This is a genomic window from Spongisporangium articulatum (assembly GCF_044465595.1).
Classification (GTDB): domain Bacteria; phylum Actinomycetota; class Actinomycetes; order Actinomycetales; family Kineosporiaceae; genus Spongisporangium; species Spongisporangium articulatum.
This window is the reverse complement of the sequence record NZ_JBITLV010000006.1, coordinates 143,713-161,064: the sequence shown is the minus strand read 5'-3', so window position 1 is coordinate 161,064 and position 17,352 is coordinate 143,713. Positions and strand designations below refer to the sequence as shown.

17 protein-coding genes are annotated in these 17,352 nt (G+C 73.6%); 1 reads left to right on the top strand and 16 read right to left on the bottom strand.

Translation table 11 applies throughout. The features are described from left to right. Positions 1–138 precede the first annotated feature (138 nt). The 14 genes from lgt to hisI all read right to left on the bottom strand — a co-directional run bounded on the left by lgt (position 139) and on the right by hisI (position 11,990). Positions 139–1,137 carry a prolipoprotein diacylglyceryl transferase gene (gene lgt / locus ACIB24_RS17935; RefSeq protein ID WP_398283165.1) on the bottom strand — a complete coding sequence of 333 codons (999 nt, stop codon included), beginning with the start codon at positions 1,135–1,137 and terminating at the stop codon, positions 139–141. Continuing rightward, positions 1,134–1,928, bottom strand: coding sequence for a tryptophan synthase subunit alpha (trpA, locus tag ACIB24_RS17930; RefSeq protein ID WP_398283163.1), 795 nt, complete (start codon positions 1,926–1,928; stop codon positions 1,134–1,136). Before trpA ends, lgt begins: the two co-directional genes overlap by 4 nt. 19 nt (positions 1,929–1,947) lie before the next feature. Continuing rightward, the gene (locus ACIB24_RS17925; RefSeq protein ID WP_398283161.1) at positions 1,948–2,760 is read right to left on the bottom strand and encodes an ABC transporter ATP-binding protein; all 813 of its coding nucleotides are present in this window, start codon (positions 2,758–2,760) and stop codon (positions 1,948–1,950) included. Further along, entirely contained in the window at positions 2,757–3,791 is a 1,035-nt protein-coding gene (locus tag ACIB24_RS17920; protein WP_398283159.1) for a FecCD family ABC transporter permease, read from the bottom strand. The genes ACIB24_RS17925 and ACIB24_RS17920 overlap by 4 nt, the downstream gene beginning before the upstream one ends. Positions 3,792–3,805: 14 nt before the next feature. Beyond that, positions 3,806–4,876 (bottom strand): FecCD family ABC transporter permease, encoded by a 1,071-nt coding sequence (locus ACIB24_RS17915; protein ID WP_398283157.1) that lies wholly within the window; start codon positions 4,874–4,876, stop codon positions 3,806–3,808. A 7-nt stretch (positions 4,877–4,883) separates the two neighbouring features. Then, positions 4,884–5,927, bottom strand: coding sequence for an iron-siderophore ABC transporter substrate-binding protein (locus tag ACIB24_RS17910; RefSeq protein WP_398283155.1), 1,044 nt, complete (start codon positions 5,925–5,927; stop codon positions 4,884–4,886). Positions 5,928–5,981: 54 nt separating this feature from the next. Beyond that, on the bottom strand, positions 5,982–7,283 hold the full coding sequence (trpB, locus tag ACIB24_RS17905) for a tryptophan synthase subunit beta (RefSeq protein ID WP_398283153.1): 1,302 nt from the start codon (positions 7,281–7,283) through the stop codon (positions 5,982–5,984). Continuing rightward, positions 7,280–8,110, bottom strand: a complete 831-nt coding sequence (trpC, locus tag ACIB24_RS17900; RefSeq protein WP_398283151.1) for an indole-3-glycerol phosphate synthase TrpC — start codon at positions 8,108–8,110, stop codon at positions 7,280–7,282. The genes trpB and trpC overlap by 4 nt, the downstream gene beginning before the upstream one ends. Positions 8,111–8,207: 97 nt before the next feature. Continuing rightward, on the bottom strand, positions 8,208–8,651 hold the full coding sequence (locus tag ACIB24_RS17895) for a DUF2752 domain-containing protein (protein WP_398283149.1): 444 nt from the start codon (positions 8,649–8,651) through the stop codon (positions 8,208–8,210). Then, on the bottom strand, positions 8,620–9,189 hold the full coding sequence (locus ACIB24_RS17890) for a CD225/dispanin family protein (RefSeq protein WP_398283147.1): 570 nt from the start codon (positions 9,187–9,189) through the stop codon (positions 8,620–8,622). The genes ACIB24_RS17895 and ACIB24_RS17890 overlap by 32 nt, the downstream gene beginning before the upstream one ends. Positions 9,190–9,201: 12 nt before the next feature. After that, a complete protein-coding gene (locus ACIB24_RS17885) occupies positions 9,202–9,459 on the bottom strand; it encodes an HGxxPAAW family protein (protein WP_398283145.1) in 258 nt (85 codons plus the stop codon). 58 nt (positions 9,460–9,517) lie between these two features. After that, positions 9,518–10,057 carry a Trp biosynthesis-associated membrane protein gene (locus ACIB24_RS17880; RefSeq protein WP_398283143.1) on the bottom strand — a complete coding sequence of 180 codons (540 nt, stop codon included), beginning with the start codon at positions 10,055–10,057 and terminating at the stop codon, positions 9,518–9,520. Continuing rightward, positions 10,054–11,598 carry an anthranilate synthase component I gene (locus tag ACIB24_RS17875; protein ID WP_398283141.1) on the bottom strand — a complete coding sequence of 515 codons (1,545 nt, stop codon included), beginning with the start codon at positions 11,596–11,598 and terminating at the stop codon, positions 10,054–10,056. Before ACIB24_RS17875 ends, ACIB24_RS17880 begins: the two co-directional genes overlap by 4 nt. Next, a complete protein-coding gene (hisI, locus tag ACIB24_RS17870) occupies positions 11,595–11,990 on the bottom strand; it encodes a phosphoribosyl-AMP cyclohydrolase (RefSeq protein ID WP_398283139.1) in 396 nt (131 codons plus the stop codon). The genes ACIB24_RS17875 and hisI overlap by 4 nt, the downstream gene beginning before the upstream one ends. A gap of 126 nt (positions 11,991–12,116) precedes the next feature. Between hisI and ACIB24_RS17865 the strand changes: the two genes are divergently transcribed. Continuing rightward, positions 12,117–13,556: a hypothetical protein gene (locus tag ACIB24_RS17865; protein WP_398283137.1), complete on the top strand. Its 1,440-nt coding sequence runs from the start codon at positions 12,117–12,119 to the stop codon at positions 13,554–13,556. Positions 13,557–13,578: 22 nt separating this feature from the next. Here ACIB24_RS17865 and ACIB24_RS17860 read toward each other — a convergent pair whose 3' ends face one another. Together ACIB24_RS17860 and ACIB24_RS17855 are read right to left on the bottom strand one after the other, a co-directional pair. Further along, on the bottom strand, positions 13,579–15,396 hold the full coding sequence (locus tag ACIB24_RS17860; protein WP_398283135.1) for an ABC transporter ATP-binding protein: 1,818 nt from the start codon (positions 15,394–15,396) through the stop codon (positions 13,579–13,581). Beyond that, entirely contained in the window at positions 15,393–17,267 is a 1,875-nt protein-coding gene (locus ACIB24_RS17855; RefSeq protein WP_449619061.1) for an ABC transporter ATP-binding protein, read from the bottom strand. The genes ACIB24_RS17860 and ACIB24_RS17855 overlap by 4 nt, the downstream gene beginning before the upstream one ends. Between the last annotated feature and the right edge of the window lie 85 nt (positions 17,268–17,352).

Genomic DNA, 17,352 nt, shown 5'->3' with positions numbered 1-17,352 from the left:
TCGAGGCGAACCGGCGGTTACGGAACGGAACGGTGCTGCGTCCGACGTGGGACGCCGCTGGCCCTCGTGGTGGAGAACGTCACTGTAACTGGTGGGTACGACAGGAGGAAACCTCGGCGAAACGTGGATTTCAACCGGTTATTCGGCGCTGTTCGTGCCGACGTCCTTGTCGGCGGCCGGAACCGCCTCCGTCAGGTCGGCAGGCTCCTTGGCGGGAGTATGCACGTCCGCGCCGGTGGCGGTGGCATCAGGTTCCCCTTCGGCCTCCCCGTCAGCCTCCACTGTACGTCGGATCTCGGTCTCCCGTCCCGGGCGCAACCGGGCGGAAATCACCAGATACAGGACCGCCCCGAGGCCGACCACGATCGACGTCCAGACGTTCAGGCGCAGACCCAGGAAGTGTTCGGCCGGGTCGATCCGCAGGGCCTCGATCCAGCCGCGCCCCAGCACGTACAGCAGGCAGTAGCTCGCGAAGACCCGGCCGTGACCCAGCTTCCAACGCCGGTCGATCAGGATCAGCAGGACCGCCACGCCGACGTCCCACAGCGCCTCGTACAGGAACGTCGGGTGGAACGTGCCCAGCACCACGGGGTTCCCGCTGCCGTCGACGACGGCCCGGCCGGCGGCCTGGTCCCAGACATGGATCTGCAACCCCCAGGGCAGGTCCGTCGCCTTCCCGTACAGCTCGTTGTTGAACCAGTTGCCGAACCGGCCGATGGCCTGGGCCAGGACGATGCCCGGGGCGATGGCGTCGGCGAACGGCGGCAGCTTCATGCCGGCCCGGCGCACCGCGATCCACGCGCCGACCCCGCCCAGGACGACGGCGCCCCAGATGCCGAGCCCGCCCTCCCAGATGTAGAACGCCTTGACCGGGTCGCCGTCCGCGCCGAAGTACGCCTCGGGCGAGGTGATCACGTGGTAGATCCGGCCGCCGATCACGCCCAGCGGGACGGCGTAGGTCGCGACGTCGAGGACCAGCGTCGGGTCGCCGCCGCGGGCCGCCCAGCGCTTGCGGGACAGCCACACCGCGACCGCGATCCCCAGCAGGATGCAGAACGCGTAAGCCCGGACCGGGAACGGCCCGAGGTGCCAAACCCCTTGGGAGGGGCTGGGAATCGTCGCCAGCACCGTCGTCATACCCGGGTCTCCTGCCCGCGCCGCACGCCGGCGGCGAGATCCTCGGCGAGCCGGCGGACGCCGTCCACCCCACCCGAGTCCAGGGCCCGCACGAACGCCGAGCCCACGATCACCCCGTCGGCGAAGCCGGCCACCTCGGCGGCCTGGTCGGCCGTCGAGACCCCGAGACCGACGCACACCGGCACGTCGGTGACGGCCCGGGTGCGCGCGACCAGCTCGGCCGCGGCACCGCCCACGCTGGCCCGGACCCCGGTGACGCCCATCGTCGAGGCGGCGTAGACGAAACCCCGGCACGCCCGGGTGGTGGCGACCAGGCGCTCCTGCGTCGAGCTCGGAGCGACCAGGAACACCCGGTCCAGGTCGTGCTCGTCGCTGGCCGCGAGCCACTCGGCGGCCTCGTCGGGGATCAGGTCGGGGGTGATCAGGCCCGACCCGCCCGCGGCGGCCAGGTCGGCCGCCCACCGCTCGACGCCGTACCGGTCGACGGGGTTCCAGTAGGTCATCACGAGGGCGGCGGCCCCGGCCTGGGCCACCACCGTCGCGGCGTCGAGCGCGTGCCGGGGGCGGGCTCCGCCCCGCAGGGCCGCCTCGACCGCGTGCTGGATGACCGGGCCGTCCATCAGCGGATCGGAGTACGGGACGCCGATCTCCACGATGTCGACGCCGCCCTCGACCATCGCGCGCAGGGCCTCCAGCGATCCGGCGTGGTCGGGGTACCCGACGGGCAGGTACCCGACCAGCGCCGCGCGCCCCTCGGTCCGCGCCCTCCGGAGGGTCTCTTCTACGCTCACCCGGCGATCCTAGTGGTCGTCAACCGGCGAGCTGACCCGCATGATGGCGGCCGATGGGCAGCACGATCGGCGTGCCCGAGACCGGGTCGGGCATGACGTGGCTGCGCATCCCGAACACCTCCTCGACCACCTCGGCCGTGAGCACCTCGGCGGGCGGCCCGGCCACGTGCAGCCGGCCCCGGCGGACGGCGACGAGGTGGTCGGCGTAGCGCGCGGCCAGGTTCAGGTCGTGCAGCACCATCACGACCGTCGTGCCGCGCTCGGCGTTCAGGTCGGTGAGCAGGTCCAGCACCTCGACCTGGTGGCTGACGTCCAGGTAGGTGGTGGGCTCGTCCAGCAGGAGCAGGTCGGTCTCCTGGGCCAGGGCCATCGCGATCCAGACCCGCTGGCGCTGCCCGCCGGACAGCTCGTCGACGACCCGGTCGGCCAGCTCGGCGGTGTCGGTCGCGTTCAGCGCCGCGGCCACCGCGGCGTCGTCCTGGGCGCTCCACCGGGTCAGCATCCGCTGGTGCGGGTGCCGGCCCCGGGAGACCAGGTCGGCGACCACGATGCCCTCGGGGGCGATCGGGGTCTGCGGCAGCAGCCCCAGGGTGCGGGCCACGTCCTTGGTCGGTAGCCGGTGCAGCTCCTTGCCGTCCAGCAGCACCCGCCCGGACTGCGGCGCCAGCAGGCGCGACATCGCCCGCAGCATAGTCGATTTCCCGCATGCGTTGGCCCCGACGACGGCCGTGATCCGTCCCGGCGGGACGCGCAGGTCCAGGTCCGTCACGACGGTCCGATCGCCGTAGCCGAGGGTCACGCCCTCGACGTCGAGCGTGTGGTCTTGCGTCACAGGGAGCCTCCGGCCCGGTTGGTGCGCACCAGCAGGTAGATCAGGTAGGGGGCGCCGAACGCGCCGGTGACCACGCCGACGGGGTACCGGTTGGCGAGCGCGTACTGTCCGACCAGGTCGCCGCCGAGCACCAGCAGCGCACCGACCAGCATGGCCGGGACCATCATCGATCCACCGCCGCCGACCACCCGGGCCGCGATCGGGCCGGCCAGGAAGGCCACGAACGCGACCGGCCCGGCGGCCGCGGTGGCGAAGGCCAGCAGGGCGACGGCGGCCACCACCGCCAGCAGCCGGGTGCGCTCCACCGGGACGCCGAGCGCGGTCGCCGAGTCCTGGCCGTGCTGCATCAGCGCCAGGCGACCCGCCTGGGCGATCAGCAGGGGCGCGATCAGCACGAAGGCCACCGCGAGCGGCGCGACCCGGGCCCAGTCGGCCGAGTTCAGGCTGCCGGTCAGCCACCGCATCACGAGCTGCACGTCCCAGGCCGCGGCCTGCAGGATCACGTACGAGATGACGCTGTGCAGCATGGCTGCGAAGCCGATCCCGATCAGGATCATCCGGCTGTCGGCCGCCCCGCCCCGCGACCACGACAGCCCGTAGATCAGGACCGTGGTGACCAGCGCACTGACGATCGCCACGACCGAGGTCACCGAGGCGCTCCAGTCCAGCAGGACCAGGCCCACCACGGCGGCGGCGCTGGCCCCCGACGAGATGCCGATGATGTCGGGCGAGGCCAGCGCGTTGCGCAGCATCGTCTGGAAGGTCACGCCGGACAGCCCGAGCGCCGCCCCCACCAGCAGGCCCAGGACCGTGCGCGGCAGGCGCAGCTCCCCCACGGTGAACGACGCCCCCGGCACGGTCTCGCCGAGGACCACGCGGACGACGTCCACCGGGCCGTAGAACGTCCGGCCGACCATCAGGCTGACCGCGAACAGGACCAGCACGAGGACGGCGAGCAGCGCCACCCGGGCGTGGCGGCGCAGCGCCCGCCGGGCGCGGGCCCGGGCCACGGCGGCCCTGTCGACGGACACAGACTCCAGGACGGTCACAGCGACCTCACCCGCTGCCGCCGCACGATCCAGATGAACAGCGGCGCCCCGATGAACGCGGTCACCACGCCCACGTCGATCTCCTCCGGGCGGGCGATGACCCGCCCGACGACGTCGGCCACGGTCAGCAGGACGGCGCCCACGAGCGCCGACGCGGGCAGCAGCCACCGGTGGTCGACACCGATCAACAGGCGGACCGAGTGCGGGACGAGCAGTCCGACGAAGGCGATCGGACCGGCCATCGCGGTGGCCGCACCGCACAGCACGACCGACCCGACGAAGGCCACGGACCGGGTGCGTCCGGTGCGCTCGCCCAGCCCGGCGGCCAGGTCGTCGCCCAGGGCCAGGGAGTTCAGGCCCCGGGCGGTGGACAGGCTGAACAGCAGCCCCACGGCGAGGAACGGGAGGATCGGCCCGATGCGCTCGAAGGTGGCGCCGCCGACGCCGCCGATCTGCCAGAACCGGAACTGGTTCACCAGGTCCTGGCGGGGCAGCATGACGACGCTGATCAGGGAGACGAAAGCGGCCGAGGTGGCCGAACCGGCCAGCGCCAGCTTGAGCGGGGTGGCCCCGCCCCGGCCGAGCGAGCCGACCGCGTAGACGAAGGCGGCCGAACCGGCGGCGCCCCCGATCGCGATCCAGGTCTGGACGGCCGCCGAGCTCACCCCCAGGTAGGCGATCGAGGCGACGACGGCCAGCGACGCACCGGTCGTCACGCCGAGCAGGCCGGGGTCGGCCAGGGGGTTGCGCGTGACGCCCTGCATCACCGCCCCCGACAGCCCGAGCGCGGCCCCGACCAGCATCGCGAGAAGCGTTCGCGGTACGCGCTTCTCGACCGCCGCGGCCTCGACCGCGTCCGCCGCCGAGGCACCCGTGCGCCACCCGAGAGCGTGCGCGACGCCGTCCTGCACGGCATCCCAGCCGACCACCCGCGTGCCGAGGGCCACCGAGGCCAGCACGGCCAGGCCGAGCAGGACGGCGAACAGCGCCACCCAGCCGGCGCGGGCCGCGACGGCGGGGCGCCGTCCGGTCAGGACAGCGCCCCGCAGTGCGGTGATCGTGCTCACCTGGAGATCAGGCCTTGCCCTTGTCGGCGGCCGCCGCGATCAGGGCGAAGTAGTCGTCGATGCCCCAGGGGATGGACAGCGGCGACGGGTTGGCCGAGGCGGCCAGCGGCGTGGAGTCGGCGAAGACCGCCACTGCGCCGCTCCTGACCGCCGGGATCTTCCCGATCAACGGGTCGGCCTGGATCGCCTTGACGCCGTTGCCCTGCGCGTCGCCGTAGGTGATGAACACGTCGACGTCGTCGAACTCGTCGGCCTTCTCGGAGCTGATCGTCTTGTAGAACTCCGTCGTACCGGCCGAGCCGTCGGCGACGACCTTCGCGTGCTGCATGCCGGTCGAGGCCAGGAAGCCGGGACGGGTGTCGAGCGAGGTGTAGTAGCCGATCTCGCTCATCTTCTTCGGGTCGATGTAGGTGAAGGCCATCTTCTTGCCCGCCAGCTGCGGGTACTTGGCGAACGAGTCGGAGACCTGCTTCTCGAGGTCGGCCACCAGCGCGTCACCCTCGGCCTGCAGGCCCAGCGCCTGGCTGCTGATCCGGATCATCTCCTGGTACGTGGTGCCCCAGGCGACCTTGGGGTAGGCGACGGTCGGCGCGATCTTGCTCAGCTTGTCGTAGTCCTCCTGGGTGATCCCGGAGTACGTGGCGAGGATGACGTCGGGCCGGGTGTCCGCGACGGCCTCGAAGTCGATGCCGTCGGTCTCGTCGAAGAGCACCGGCGTCCGGGCGCCCAGCGCCGTCAGTTTCTCCTGGACCCAGGGCAGGACGCCGTTGCCGTCGTCGTCGCCCCACGTGGCCTTGGCCATGCCGACCGGGACGACGCCGAGCGCGAGCGGCACCTCGTGGTTGGCCCACGCGACGGTGGCGACGCGCTCGGGCTTCTTCTCGATCGTCGTCTCGCCGTAGACGTGCTTGATCGTCACGGGGAAGGAGGCGGCGCTCGAGGCGCCGTCGGTACCGGTGTCGCCGCCCTCGGAACCGCTGCCGCAGGCCGTCGACAGGAGCGCGACGGCCGCCAGCGTGGCGGAGAGGACGAGCAGGCGTGCAGAACGCATGGATGCTCCTTGGGGTTAGGTGAGGCATACCTAACCGGAGCATTCAGCGATACGTCAACTTCCGGACTTCTCCTCGTCGGCGGCCACGACCCGCTCAGCCTCGGAGACCACCAGGTCCACCCCGTCGATCAGGCCGAACCAGCGGGCCGCCGTGTCGACGTCCTTGTCGCCGCGGCCCGAGAGGCTGACCAGCACCACGCCGCCCTCGCCCAGGCGCTTGCCCTCCCGGAGGGCTCCGGCCAGCGCGTGCGCACTCTCGATCGCCGGGATGATGCCCTCGGTGCGGCACAGCAGCCGGAACGCATCCATCGCCTCGGCGTCGGTCACCGGCTCGTACCGGGCCCGGCCGATCTCGTGCAGCCACGAGTGCTCGGGGCCGACGCCCGGGTAGTCGAGGCCCGCCGAGATGGAGTGGCTCTCGATGGTCTGCCCGTCCTCGTCCTGCAGCACGAAGGTGCGGCTGCCGTGCAGCACGCCCGGGTCACCCCCGGTGATGGAGGCCGCGTGCCGACCGGTGCTCACGCCGTCCCCACCGGCCTCGAGACCCAGTAGCTCCACCCCGGCGTCGTCGAGGAAGGCGTCGAAGATGCCGATCGCGTTCGAGCCTCCGCCGACGCACGCGCAGACCAGGTCGGGCAGTCGGCCGACCAGGTCCAGCACCTGGGCCCGGGCCTCGTCGCCGATCACCCGGTGGAAGTCGCGGACCATGCTCGGGAACGGGTGCGGCCCGGCGACCGTGCCGATCAGGTAGTGGGTGCGGTCGACGTTGGTCACCCAGTCGCGCATCGCCTCGTTCATCGCGTCCTTGAGCGTCCGCGAACCCGAACTCACCGGGACCACCTCGGCACCCAGCAGGCGCATCCGGGCCACGTTCAGCGCCTGCCGGCGGGTGTCCTCCTCGCCCATGTAGACGACGCACTCGAGGCCGAGCAGGGCCGCGGCGGTCGCGCTGGCCACGCCGTGCTGGCCGGCGCCGGTCTCGGCGATGATCCGCGGCTTGCCCATCCGCTTCGTCAGCAGGGCCTGGCCCAGCACGTTGTTGATCTTGTGAGAACCCGTGTGGTTCAGGTCTTCCCGCTTCAGCAGGATGCGCGCCCCGCCGGCGTGTTCCGCGAACCGCGGCGCCTCGGTGAGGATGCTCGGCCGCCCCGTGTAGGTGCGGTGCAGTTCGTCGAGCTCGGCCTGGAAGGCCGGGTCGGCCTGGGCCGCCCGGTACTCGCGCTCCAGCTCCTCGAGGGCCGCGACGAGGGCCTCCGGCACGAACCGGCCGCCGAACCGGCCGAAGTAGGGACCGTAGGCGTCGCGCAGGGAGGCGGGCGTCGTGTCGGGCGTCGTGTCGTGCGTCGTGTCGGTCATTCGCGCGGCTCCCGGGCCGGCTGCCCCGCCCGCAGCGCCGGGTGCGAACCGGCCGCGACCAGGTCGGCGACCGCACTGCGCGGGTCCTTGCCGATCACGAGGCTCTCACCGACCAGGACGGCGTGCGCCCCGGACCGCGCGTAGTCGAAGACGTCGTGCGGGCCGCGGACGCCGGACTCGGCGATCCGCACGATCCCGCTCGGGATCTTCGGGGCCAGCTCGGCGAACACCTCGCGCCTGACCTCGAGCGTGTGCAGGTTGCGCGTGTTGACGCCGATCACGCGGGCCCCGGCGTCGACGGCTCGGGACAGTTCCTCGGCGTCGTGCACCTCGACGAGGGCGGTCATCCCGAGGGAGTGAACCCGTTCGGTGAGGGAGACCAGGGCCTCCTGCTCCAGGGCCGCCACGATCAGCAGGACGACGTCCGCACCGTGCGCCCGGGCCTCCCAGACCTGGTAGCTGGAGACCACGAAGTCCTTGCGCAGGATCGGCACGTCCACCGCCTGCCGGACCGCGGCCAGGTCCTCGAGGCTGCCCCCGAAGCGGCGCTGCTCGGTCAGCACGCTGATCACGCTGGCCCCGCCCGACTCGTACTCCGAGGCCAGGCCCGCCGGATCGGCGATGACGGCCAACGCGCCCTTGCTCGGGCTGGACCGCTTCACCTCGGCGATGATCTTGACCGTGTCGCCGTCGCGCAGCACCGACTCGGCGGCGAGGGCTTCGCGCCGGCCCTGCGCCTGCTCCTGCAGCGCCTCCAGGGAGGTACGGCTCTGTCGCTCGGCGAGGTCCTCACGAACCCCGTCGAGGATGTCCTCGAGCACTGTCACACGACACTCCCTCGGCTACCGGATGGCCGCCACGATCGTACCCACCCGTCAGGGGTGCTCCTGACGCCCCTAAGCCCCCGACCGCCGAAACAGCAGGTCAGGGGGCCAGTACGGCCCCGAAGGGGAGGTTGCGCAGCACCCAGAAGGCCAGCACGAGCACGGGGACGGCCACCGGGACCCACCCGGGCACGGACGGCGGGTGCCCCGGGCCGTAGCGGCCGGTCACCAGGCGCCGCCACCAGTTGAGGTACAGACCCAGGAGCACGGGCAGCAGGACGACGAACAGCGGGTTCATCCCCAGCGCGCCGGTCAGGTCGCCGCGGGTCAGGTCGTGCACGGCCCGTAGCGACCCGCAGCCCGGGCAGTACCAGCCGGTCAGCGCCAGGAAGGGGCACGTCGGGTAGTGGCCCGCCTGATGGGGGTCGACGACGGCCAGCGTGGCCACCGCCCCGGCGACGACGGCCGTGAGCCCCGCGACCGGCAGGTAGCGGGTGAGCGGTGGGGCCGGCTCAGAAGGTCGAGCCGCTGTCGGCGAAGGCACCGAGCAGGCCCAGCAGGAACAGCCCGACGAAGAACACCGCGGTGGTCACGGCGCCGATGATCGTCCAGAGCCGGGCCTTGGACGACGCGTCCTGCGCACCGGCCACGTCACCGACGTTCCACTTCGAGCTGACCTGGGCGCCGTAGACGATGCCGACGACCCCCGGGATGGCCGGCAGGAGGCAGCACAGGAAGCCGAGGACGGTCAGGATGATCGACCAGACCAGGTAGTTCGGCGGCGTCGGACCCGCTGCGGCGTAAGGGTTCCCGCCGTAGGGGTAGCCGGGCTGGCCGTACTGCCCCGGCTGCCCGTAGCCCGGCTGCCCGTAGCCCGGCTGGCCGTACTGGGGTTGCCCGTACTGGGGCTGCCCGTACTCGGGCTGCGCGGGCTGGCCGTACGCCGGCGGCTGCCCGTAGGTCGGCTGGTTCGGGTCGGGCTGGCCGTACGCCGGCGGCTGCTGCGGCTCCGGCTGCGAGCCGTAGGGCGGCTGCGAACCGTACGGGGGCTGACCGTTCGGGTCGTTCGGCTGGTCGCTCACGGGGGCCCGGTCTCAGCGGGTGGAGCCGTGCGACGAGCCCAGGCCCATGGCGCCCAGGATCTTGCCGATCGGCCCGCCGGCCAGCGCGATCACGCCACCGACGATGGCCAGCGGCACGTTCGGGATCACGAAGCCGATGCTCGCCACGCCGAAGCCGACCATGACGATCGTGACGGCCGCCCACGCGGCGATGGAGTGACCGTGCCCGTACGGGTCGTGGGGCAGCACCCGCGCCGGGTCCACCACGGGCTGGTCGGTCGTCTTGGCCATCGGGTCTCTCCCCAGAGTCACGGTCGTCACGAGCACAGGCATTCTGCCAGGGCGGCGATCACGTCGGGTCCTCGCCCCGCGAGAGGCTGGCCCACGCATCGCTCTCCGGGGCGGAACGGTCTGCCGAACGATCTGCCGAACGGTCGGCCCGGGACGGCGGTTCCGCGGGACCGCCGGTGCGCTCGTACCGCCGGGTCGGTCGTGGCCAGCGCCCGGCCAGCGCGAACGCCGCCACCCCCGCCACCAGGAGCGGGACCCCCGCCGCGGCGGTCACCCACGCCCACGCGGAGACCGGTCCGGCGGCGTCCCCTCGCGCCTGCAGGACCGCCGCCGGGATGCCCACGCCGGCGACCACCAGCAGGGCGGCGGCGATGTACCGGCCGGCGCGGCCCGCCGTCCCGAGCACGACGACCGCGGCGAGGGCGACCAGCGCGAGCGCGGGCACCGAGGGGGCGGCCGAGTCGCCGCTGACCTGCGTGGCCGCGGCGTCCGGCAGCCCGGCCACCCGTTCCGTCACCCAGGTACGGTTCACGGCCGCGAGGGCCAGGAGGCCGCCCAGCAGGCCGAGCGCGACGGTGAGGGCCCGCGAACGGGTCATCGGGCGGGTCGCAGCGTGTTCGCGGCCTGCACGGCCCGCAGGACGGCGGCCGCCTTGTTGCGGCACTCCTCGTCCTCGCGTTCGGGGACCGAGTCCGCGACGATCCCGGCCCCGGCCTGGACGTGGGCGACGCCGTCGCGCAGCAGCGCGGTCCGGATCGCGATGGCCATGTCCATGTCGCCCGCGAAGTCGAGGTAGCCGACCACGCCGCCGTACAGCCCGCGCCGGACCGGTTCCAGCTCCTCGATCAGCTCCATCGCCCGGGGCTTGGGGGCCCCCGACAGCGTGCCCGCCGGGAACGTGGCCTGCAGGACGTCGTACGCGGTGCGGCCCGGGGCGAGGTCGCCCTCGACCGTGGAGACCAGGTGCATGACGTGGCTGTAGCGCTCGATCTCCATGAAGTCCACGACCTCCACGGAGCCCGCCCGGCACACCCGGCCCAGGTCGTTGCGGGCCAGGTCGACCAGCATCAGGTGCTCGGCCCGTTCCTTCTCGTCGGCCAGCAGCTCGTCCCCGAGGTCGGAGTCCTCCGCGGCCGTGGCCCCGCGCGGCCGGGTGCCGGCGATGGGGTGCGTGATCGCCCGCCCGCCGGTGACCTTCACCAGCGCCTCGGGTGAGGAGCCGACGACGGCCAGCGGCCGGCCGGTGCCGTCCTCGGTGCGGTACAGGTACATGTAGGGGCTCGGGTTCGAGGCTCGCAGCACCCGGTACACGTCGAGCGCCTCGGCGGTGCAGTCGAGGTCGAAGCGTTGCGACAGGACCACCTGGAAGACCTCGCCGTCGACGATGGCCACCTGGCCCGCGCGCACGGCGTCCAGGTAGTCGGCCTGCGCGGTGCGCTGCCGCGGGCGCGGCGGCGCGTCGGCCCGGTCGTGGACGGCCACCGAGCTGGGCGCGGGTTCGGCCAGCGCCGCGGTCATCCGGTCGAGCCGGGCCACGGCGTCGGCCCACGCCTCGTCGACGCGCTCGTCGGTGTCGTCGTAGTTGACGGCGTTGGCGATCAGGAGGAGCGAGCCGTCGGCGTGGTCGAGCACGGCCAGGTCCGTGGCCAGGCTCATCGCCAGCTCGGGTACCTGGAGCTCGTCCTCGGTCCGGTCGGGCAGTCGTTCCCACCGGCGCACGGCGTCCCAACCCAGGTAGCCGACCATGCCGCCGGTCAGCGGGGGCAGGCCCGGCAGGTGCGGGGTGCGCAGGGCGGCCACCGTGTCGCGCAGCGCGGCCAGCGGGTCGCCGCCGGTCGGGACGCCGACGGGCGGGTCGCCGATCCAGTGCGCCTGCCCGTCGCGGGCCGTGAGGGTGGCCCGGCTGGCGGCCCCCACGATGCTCCAGCGGGACCACACGCCGCCGTGCTCGGCCGACTCGAGCAGAAACGTGCCGGGCCGGTCGCCGGCCAGCTTGCGGTACACCCCGACCGGCGTCTCGGCGTCGGCCAGGAACCGGCGCACGACCGGGACCACCCGGCGATCCTTGGCCAGCACCCGGAAGTCGTCGACGCCGGGCCAGGTGGCGCCGGGGGCCAGGTCGGGCGTCGGCTCGCTCACGCGGCGCCCTCCGTCAGGGGCAGGGGGTGCGCGTCGAAGCAGGTCCGGTCGCCGGTGTGGCAGGCGGCGCCGACCTGGTCCACCTGCAGCAGGAGCGCGTCGCCGTCGCAGTCGAGCGCGACCGCCTTCACGTGCTGCACGTGACCGCTGGTGTCGCCCTTGCGCCAGTACTCCTGCCGGCTGCGGCTCCAGTAGGTGGCCCGGCCACCGGTCAACGTCCGGTGCAGGGCCTCGTCGTCCATCCAGCCGACCATCAGCACCTCGCGGGTGTCGTACTGCTGGACGACGGCGCAGACCAGGCCGTCGGCGGTCCGCTTCAGCGCCGCGGCCAGGTCGGCGGGCAGCGGGGAATCAGCCGGGGAACCGGCACCGGGCGTCGTCTCGTTGGGCACGTCGAGGATTCTCGCACTGCGGGCGGGGCCGCACGCCGTAGGCGTACCGCCGGTTGGCGGGGCGCTCACAGTAGGCCCACAATCCATACCCAGGCACACGCGGCGATTGTGCGGTAGTAATTCACCGTGACCGAGAACGTACGCGGGGTGAAGACCGAAGGGCTTGAACTGCTGGTGGAACCGCGTATTCCTGCCGACGCCGTCGGGGACACTCAGGGCGACTCCCCTGTTCCCCCTGTTCCCCCTGTTCCCGAGGGCGCCCTGCTGCTGCACATCGGCGTCCCCAAGACCGGGACCACGGCCATCCAGAACGCCTTCGGCACCCTGGCCCAGCAGAGCCCCGGACGGCTCGCCGAACTCGGCATGAGGATGCCGGGCACCCCGCTCCAGCAGGCCCGGGGTGCCCTGTCGGCCGTCGGGTCGCTGGTCGGCTACGGCGGCGCCGGACGCAAGCCGTACGGGGCGCACCACTGGCAGGGACTGCTCGACCAGCTCGCCGAGAACGGGCCCGCCCGGCCGGGGGCGCTGCGGCAGTTCGTCTCCAGCGAGTACTTCTGCGAGGCCCGGCCCAAGCAGGTGAAGCAGGTGGTCGCGGACCTGGCCGGGTACGACCCGCACGTGGTGGTCACCCTCCGGCCGCTGGCCAGGATCCTGCCGTCGGCCTGGCAGCAGTACCTGAAGAGCGGGCACCAGCTGCCGTACGAGGAGTGGCTGCACGCCGTCCTCGACGACCCGCCGCGCAAGGACGTGACGCCCTCGTTCTGGCGCCGGCACGACCACGGCGCGGTCGTGTCCCGCTGGGCCGGCGCCGTCGGCGCCGACCGCACGGTCGTGATGGTGCTGGACCCCACGGACCGGGAGCTGATCTACCGCTCGTTCGCGCACCTCATGGCCCTCCCGGACGGGCTGCTGCGGGAAGGCGGCGCGACCCGCGAGGGTCTCGAGAACCGGTCGATGACCGCGGCCGAGAGCGAACTCTTCCGGCAGATCAACGTCGTGCTGCGCAGCTCGGCGATGCCGTGGGACGACTACGCCCACCTGGTCCGCTACGGGGCGATCGCCCGGGCCGTGCGCAACGGCACCCCGCCCGACGCCGAGACCGCCCTACGCACGCCGCAGTGGGCGCTCGACCGGGCCGCGGAGCTGGGCGGGCGGTACGTCGAGGCGATCCGGGCCAGCGGGGCGCGGGTGATCGGCGACCTCGAGCTGCTCGCCGCGCCCCCGGCGCCCGCCCGGCCCGCCGTGGACGTCGAGACCGTGCCGGTCACGGTGGCCGTCGAGGCCCTGCTGGGTGCGGTGGCCCGTTCGACCCGGGGTGAGTCGTGGTTCGAAACCGAGCAGGTCGAACCGTCCGAGACCGACGGGCTCGGGGCCGGCGCGGCCGACGGCGAGGGCGACGCCTCGCGCACCGAGGTCCGGACCCACGGCCGGGCCGTCCGGGACTCGACCCCCATCGGCCGGCTGACGACCGGTGAACTGCTCACCGTGGTCCGGGCCCGGGTGGCCCGCGGCGTGCGGCGGCGCTACCTCAAGGCGAAGTTCACGGCCCGCCGCCGGGGCCGCTGAGACCCGGACGCCACCTGAGGGTTCAGACCGCCGCGGTGTGCGCCGTCCAGGACGCGTGCAGCCCCTGGTAGATCTCGCTGCGCCCGAGCAGCTCGCGGTGCGACCCGGCGTCCACGACCCGCCCGGCGTCCACCACCACGACCAGGTCGGCCGCCTCGGCGGTGCTGAGCCGGTGCGCGATCGTGACCGACGTCCGACCTCGGGTGACCCCGTCGAGCGCGCGCTGCAGCGCGACCTCGGTGGCGGGGTCGACGGCGGAGGTCGCCTCGTCCAGGACGAGCAGGTCGGGGTCGGCCAGGGCGGCGCGGGCCAGCGCCACCAGTTGCCGCTCCCCCGCCGACAGCGACTCACCGCGCGGGCCGACCGCGGTGTGCAGCCCGTGGGCGAGCGACTCGGCCCAGCCGAGCAGGCCGAGCTGCGCGAGGACCCGGCGGACGTCGTCCTCGCCCGCCCCGTCCCGCGCCCACGCGACGTTGGCGGCCAGGTCGAGGTCGAACAGGAAGCCCTCCTGCGGCACCATCACGACCCGCTCGCGCAGGCTGCGGGTCGCCACCCGGCGCAGGTCGACCCCGTCGAGCAGCACCCGCCCCTGCGTCGGATCCATCAGGCGGGTCAACAGTTTCGCGAGCGTGGTCTTGCCGGAACCGGTCTCGCCGACCACGGCGACGCGCGACCCGGACGGCAGGTCGAGCGTCACGTCGGTCAGCACCGGCGCGCCGCCGGGGTAGGCGTAGCCGACCTCCTCGAACCGCACGGTCACGGGCCCGCGGGGCAGCTCGACGGCTCCGGTCTCGGGTTCGGTCACCTCGGCCGGGGTGTCCATCACGCCGAGGATCCGCCGCCACCCGGCGGCCGCGTTCTGCAGCTCGTTGAGCACCTCGGTGCCCATCTGCACGGGCGTCGTGAACAGCTGGAGCAGGAACAGGACGGCGACCAGCCGGCCCAGCGTCAGGTCGCCGTCGACGCCGACGAGGGTGCCGACCAGGACGACGGCCGCCACCACCAGACCGGACGTCAGGGCCCCCGCCGTGGTCGAGAACGCCACCAGGAACTGGGCCCGCGTGGCCGCCGAGCGCTGGGCGTCGATCGCCTCGTCGATGCGGCTCTGGGTGCGGTCCTGGACGCCGTAGGCCCTGATCGTGTCGGCGCCCACCACCGACTCCGCCACCGCCCCGAGCGTCTCGCCGACCCGGCGACGGACCAGGCCGTAGGCGAGCGACACCCGCTTCTGCAGGCGGGGGATGACGAGGAACAGCGGCAGGAACGCGGCCCAGACGAGCAGCGTCAGCTGCCAGGAGTAGACGGCCATCAGCACGGTCGCCACGAGCAGCTGCCCGGTGGAGAGCACCAGCAGCAGACCGCCCCACTGGACGAACGTCGAGATGGTGTCGACGTCGCTGGTCACCCGCGAGACGAGCGCGCCCCGGCGCTCCGTGTTCTGAGTGAGCACCGACAGGTCGTGCACGTGCCGGAAGGCCGTCGTGCGCAGGGTGGCCAGGCCCGACTCGGTGGCCCGGAAGAGGCGGACGTTGCTGAAGTACGAGGCGACGCCCGTGACCACCAAGCCGGCCAGCGCGACGAGGACCAGGACGAGGACCAGGCCGGGGCGGGTCTGCTCCGGCGTCACCCCGCGGTCGAGCGTCTGCTGCACGGTGATCGGCACGAGGACGCGGCCGCAGGTGGCCAGCAGGGCGAGACCCACGGTCCAGCCCAGGCCCTGGACGAACTCCGGGGACAGCCGGAACCCCTGGCGCAGGACGTCGAGCAGCCCGCGCTCGGCGCCGGAGCCCAGGCCGGTCCCTGAGCCGGTGCCGGTGCCGGTGGTGTCGGTGGCGCTCATCGGGCTCCCTCCAGCTCACCCTCGAGATCGGACGAGTCGTCCGCGTCGTCCGCGTCGTCCTGGGAGTCGTAGGCCGTGACCAGCTTCCGGTAACCGTCGCTGCGCTCGAGTAGCTCGTCGTGCGTCCCCCGGTCCAGCACGCGGCCGCCCTCGACGTAGACCACCTCGTCGGCCAGTGCGATCGTGGCCCGCCGGTAGGCGACCACGAGAACCGTCACCGGTGGGGCGTCCTCGGCTCCCTGCCCGTCGCCGGAGGGGCGCAACCCGGCCAGGATCTCGGCCTCCACCCGGGGGTCGATGGCCGAGGTGGCGTCGTCCAGCACCAGCAGGCGCGGCGAGCGGACCAGGGCCCGGGCCAGGACGAGCCGTTGGCGTTGCCCGCCCGACAGCGTGGCCCCGCGCTCCCCCACCACGGTGTCCAGTCCGTCGGGCAGCGCGCGGACGAACCGGGCCGCCCGGGCGACGTCGAGGGCCTGCCAGACGCGGTCGTCGTCGAGCGCCGGGTCGCCGAGCCGGACGTTGTCCCGGATGGTGTCCGCGAACACGAACGTCGACTGGGGCACGTAGGCGGCGGCCTCGGCCACCCCGCCCGCGCGCAGGGCCCGCAGGTCGACGCCGTCGAGCAGGATCCGCCCGTCGGCCGGGTCGACCAGCCGCACGAGCAGCGAGCTCAGCGTGGACTTGCCCGAGCCCGTCGGCCCGACGATCGCCACCGTGCGCCCCGCCGGCACCTCGAAGGTCACGTCGTGCAGCACCGGGAACCGTTCGCCGTCCGGTCCCGAGTAGGCGTAGTGCACGCCGTCGGCCCGCAGCCCGACGGCGCCCGCCCCGGCCGGCGCCACGTCGCCGTACGTCATCGGCTCATCCCCGTCGGGCCCCTCGGGCCCCTCAGGCCCCTCAGATCGTGCGTCGCGGGCCCCGGCGTCCAGCACGATCGACATCCGCTCCCAGCCGACCGCCGTGCGCGGCAGCTCGCCGAGCACCCAGCCGGTGGCCCGCAGCGGGAAGGCCACCAGCTGGAGCAGGTAGGCCACCTGCACCAGGTCACCGATCTGCGCGGCCCCCCGGGACACCCGCCAGGCCCCGACGGCGAGCACCAGCAGGGTGCCGACCGTGGGCAGCGCCTCCATCAGCGGGTCGAACTGCGAGCGCAGCCGGCCGACCCGGACGTTCGCGTCCCGCAGCTGCCGGGCGGCGGCGCCGAACCGCTCGGTCTCGGCCGTCTCCCGGCCCAGCGTCTTGACGACGGTCGCGGCCTCGAAGCTCTCGTGCGCGACGTCGGACACCTCGGCCCGCAGCGCCTGCGCGTGCATCACCGCCGGGGACATGTGCCGCTGGTACCAGGCGTTGGCCAGCACGATCAACGGCAGGACGAGCAGGCCGATCAGCGCCAGCACCGGGTCGGCCGCGAACATCGCGACGACGGCGACCACCAGCATCACCACGACGCCCAGGGCCATCGGCAGCGGCGCGAAGATCTGCCAGGTGGCCTCGACGTCGGCGTTGGAGATGGACAGCAGCTGGCCGGCCGGGTGGCGGTGGTGCCACTGCAACGGCAGCCGCAGGAACTGGCGGGTCAGTGCCCGCCGGTAGCGGGCCTGCAGCCGGAACATCGTCACCCCGGCCGCCACCCGCCGGCTGGCCACGCCGGCCGCCGTGACCACCGCGACCAGGGCGATCAGCCCGGCCGCGCGCAGGAGCTCCCCGGTGGCGATGTGCCCGGCCGCGAACGCCGGCGTGAGCACCGTCTCGACCACGTGACCGAGCAGCCAGCCACCGGCCGCCGTCCCGACGCCGTAGGCCGCGCTGCCCACCACGGCGGCCACGAACACCGGTTTCTCCTGCAGGGCGCCCTTCGCGACGACGCGCATTCCGCGCCGGAGCGTCCCGGCGTGGGTCGGTTCGGGCACCCGTGTCTCCTTCGTCCTGGGGGCGGTTCGACCGCCGCGTATGACA

What these genes read in the sequence shown, in the direction of transcription:
- lgt (WP_398283165.1), bottom strand. Translation starts at nt 1,137, where the DNA reads ATGACGACGGTGCTGGCGACGATTCCCAGCCCCTCCCAAGGGGTTTGG.
- ACIB24_RS17910 (WP_398283155.1), bottom strand. Translation starts at nt 5,927, where the DNA reads ATGCGTTCTGCACGCCTGCTCGTCCTCTCCGCCACGCTGGCGGCCGTC.
- trpB (WP_398283153.1), bottom strand. Translation starts at nt 7,283, where the DNA reads ATGACCGACACGACGCACGACACGACGCCCGACACGACGCCCGCCTCC.
- ACIB24_RS17885 (WP_398283145.1), bottom strand. Translation starts at nt 9,459, where the DNA reads ATGGCCAAGACGACCGACCAGCCCGTGGTGGACCCGGCGCGGGTGCTG.
- ACIB24_RS17880 (WP_398283143.1), bottom strand. Translation starts at nt 10,057, where the DNA reads ATGACCCGTTCGCGGGCCCTCACCGTCGCGCTCGGCCTGCTGGGCGGC.
- ACIB24_RS17860 (WP_398283135.1), bottom strand. Translation starts at nt 15,396, where the DNA reads ATGAGCGCCACCGACACCACCGGCACCGGCACCGGCTCAGGGACCGGC.
- ACIB24_RS17855 (WP_449619061.1), bottom strand. Translation starts at nt 17,267, where the DNA reads ATGCGCGTCGTCGCGAAGGGCGCCCTGCAGGAGAAACCGGTGTTCGTG.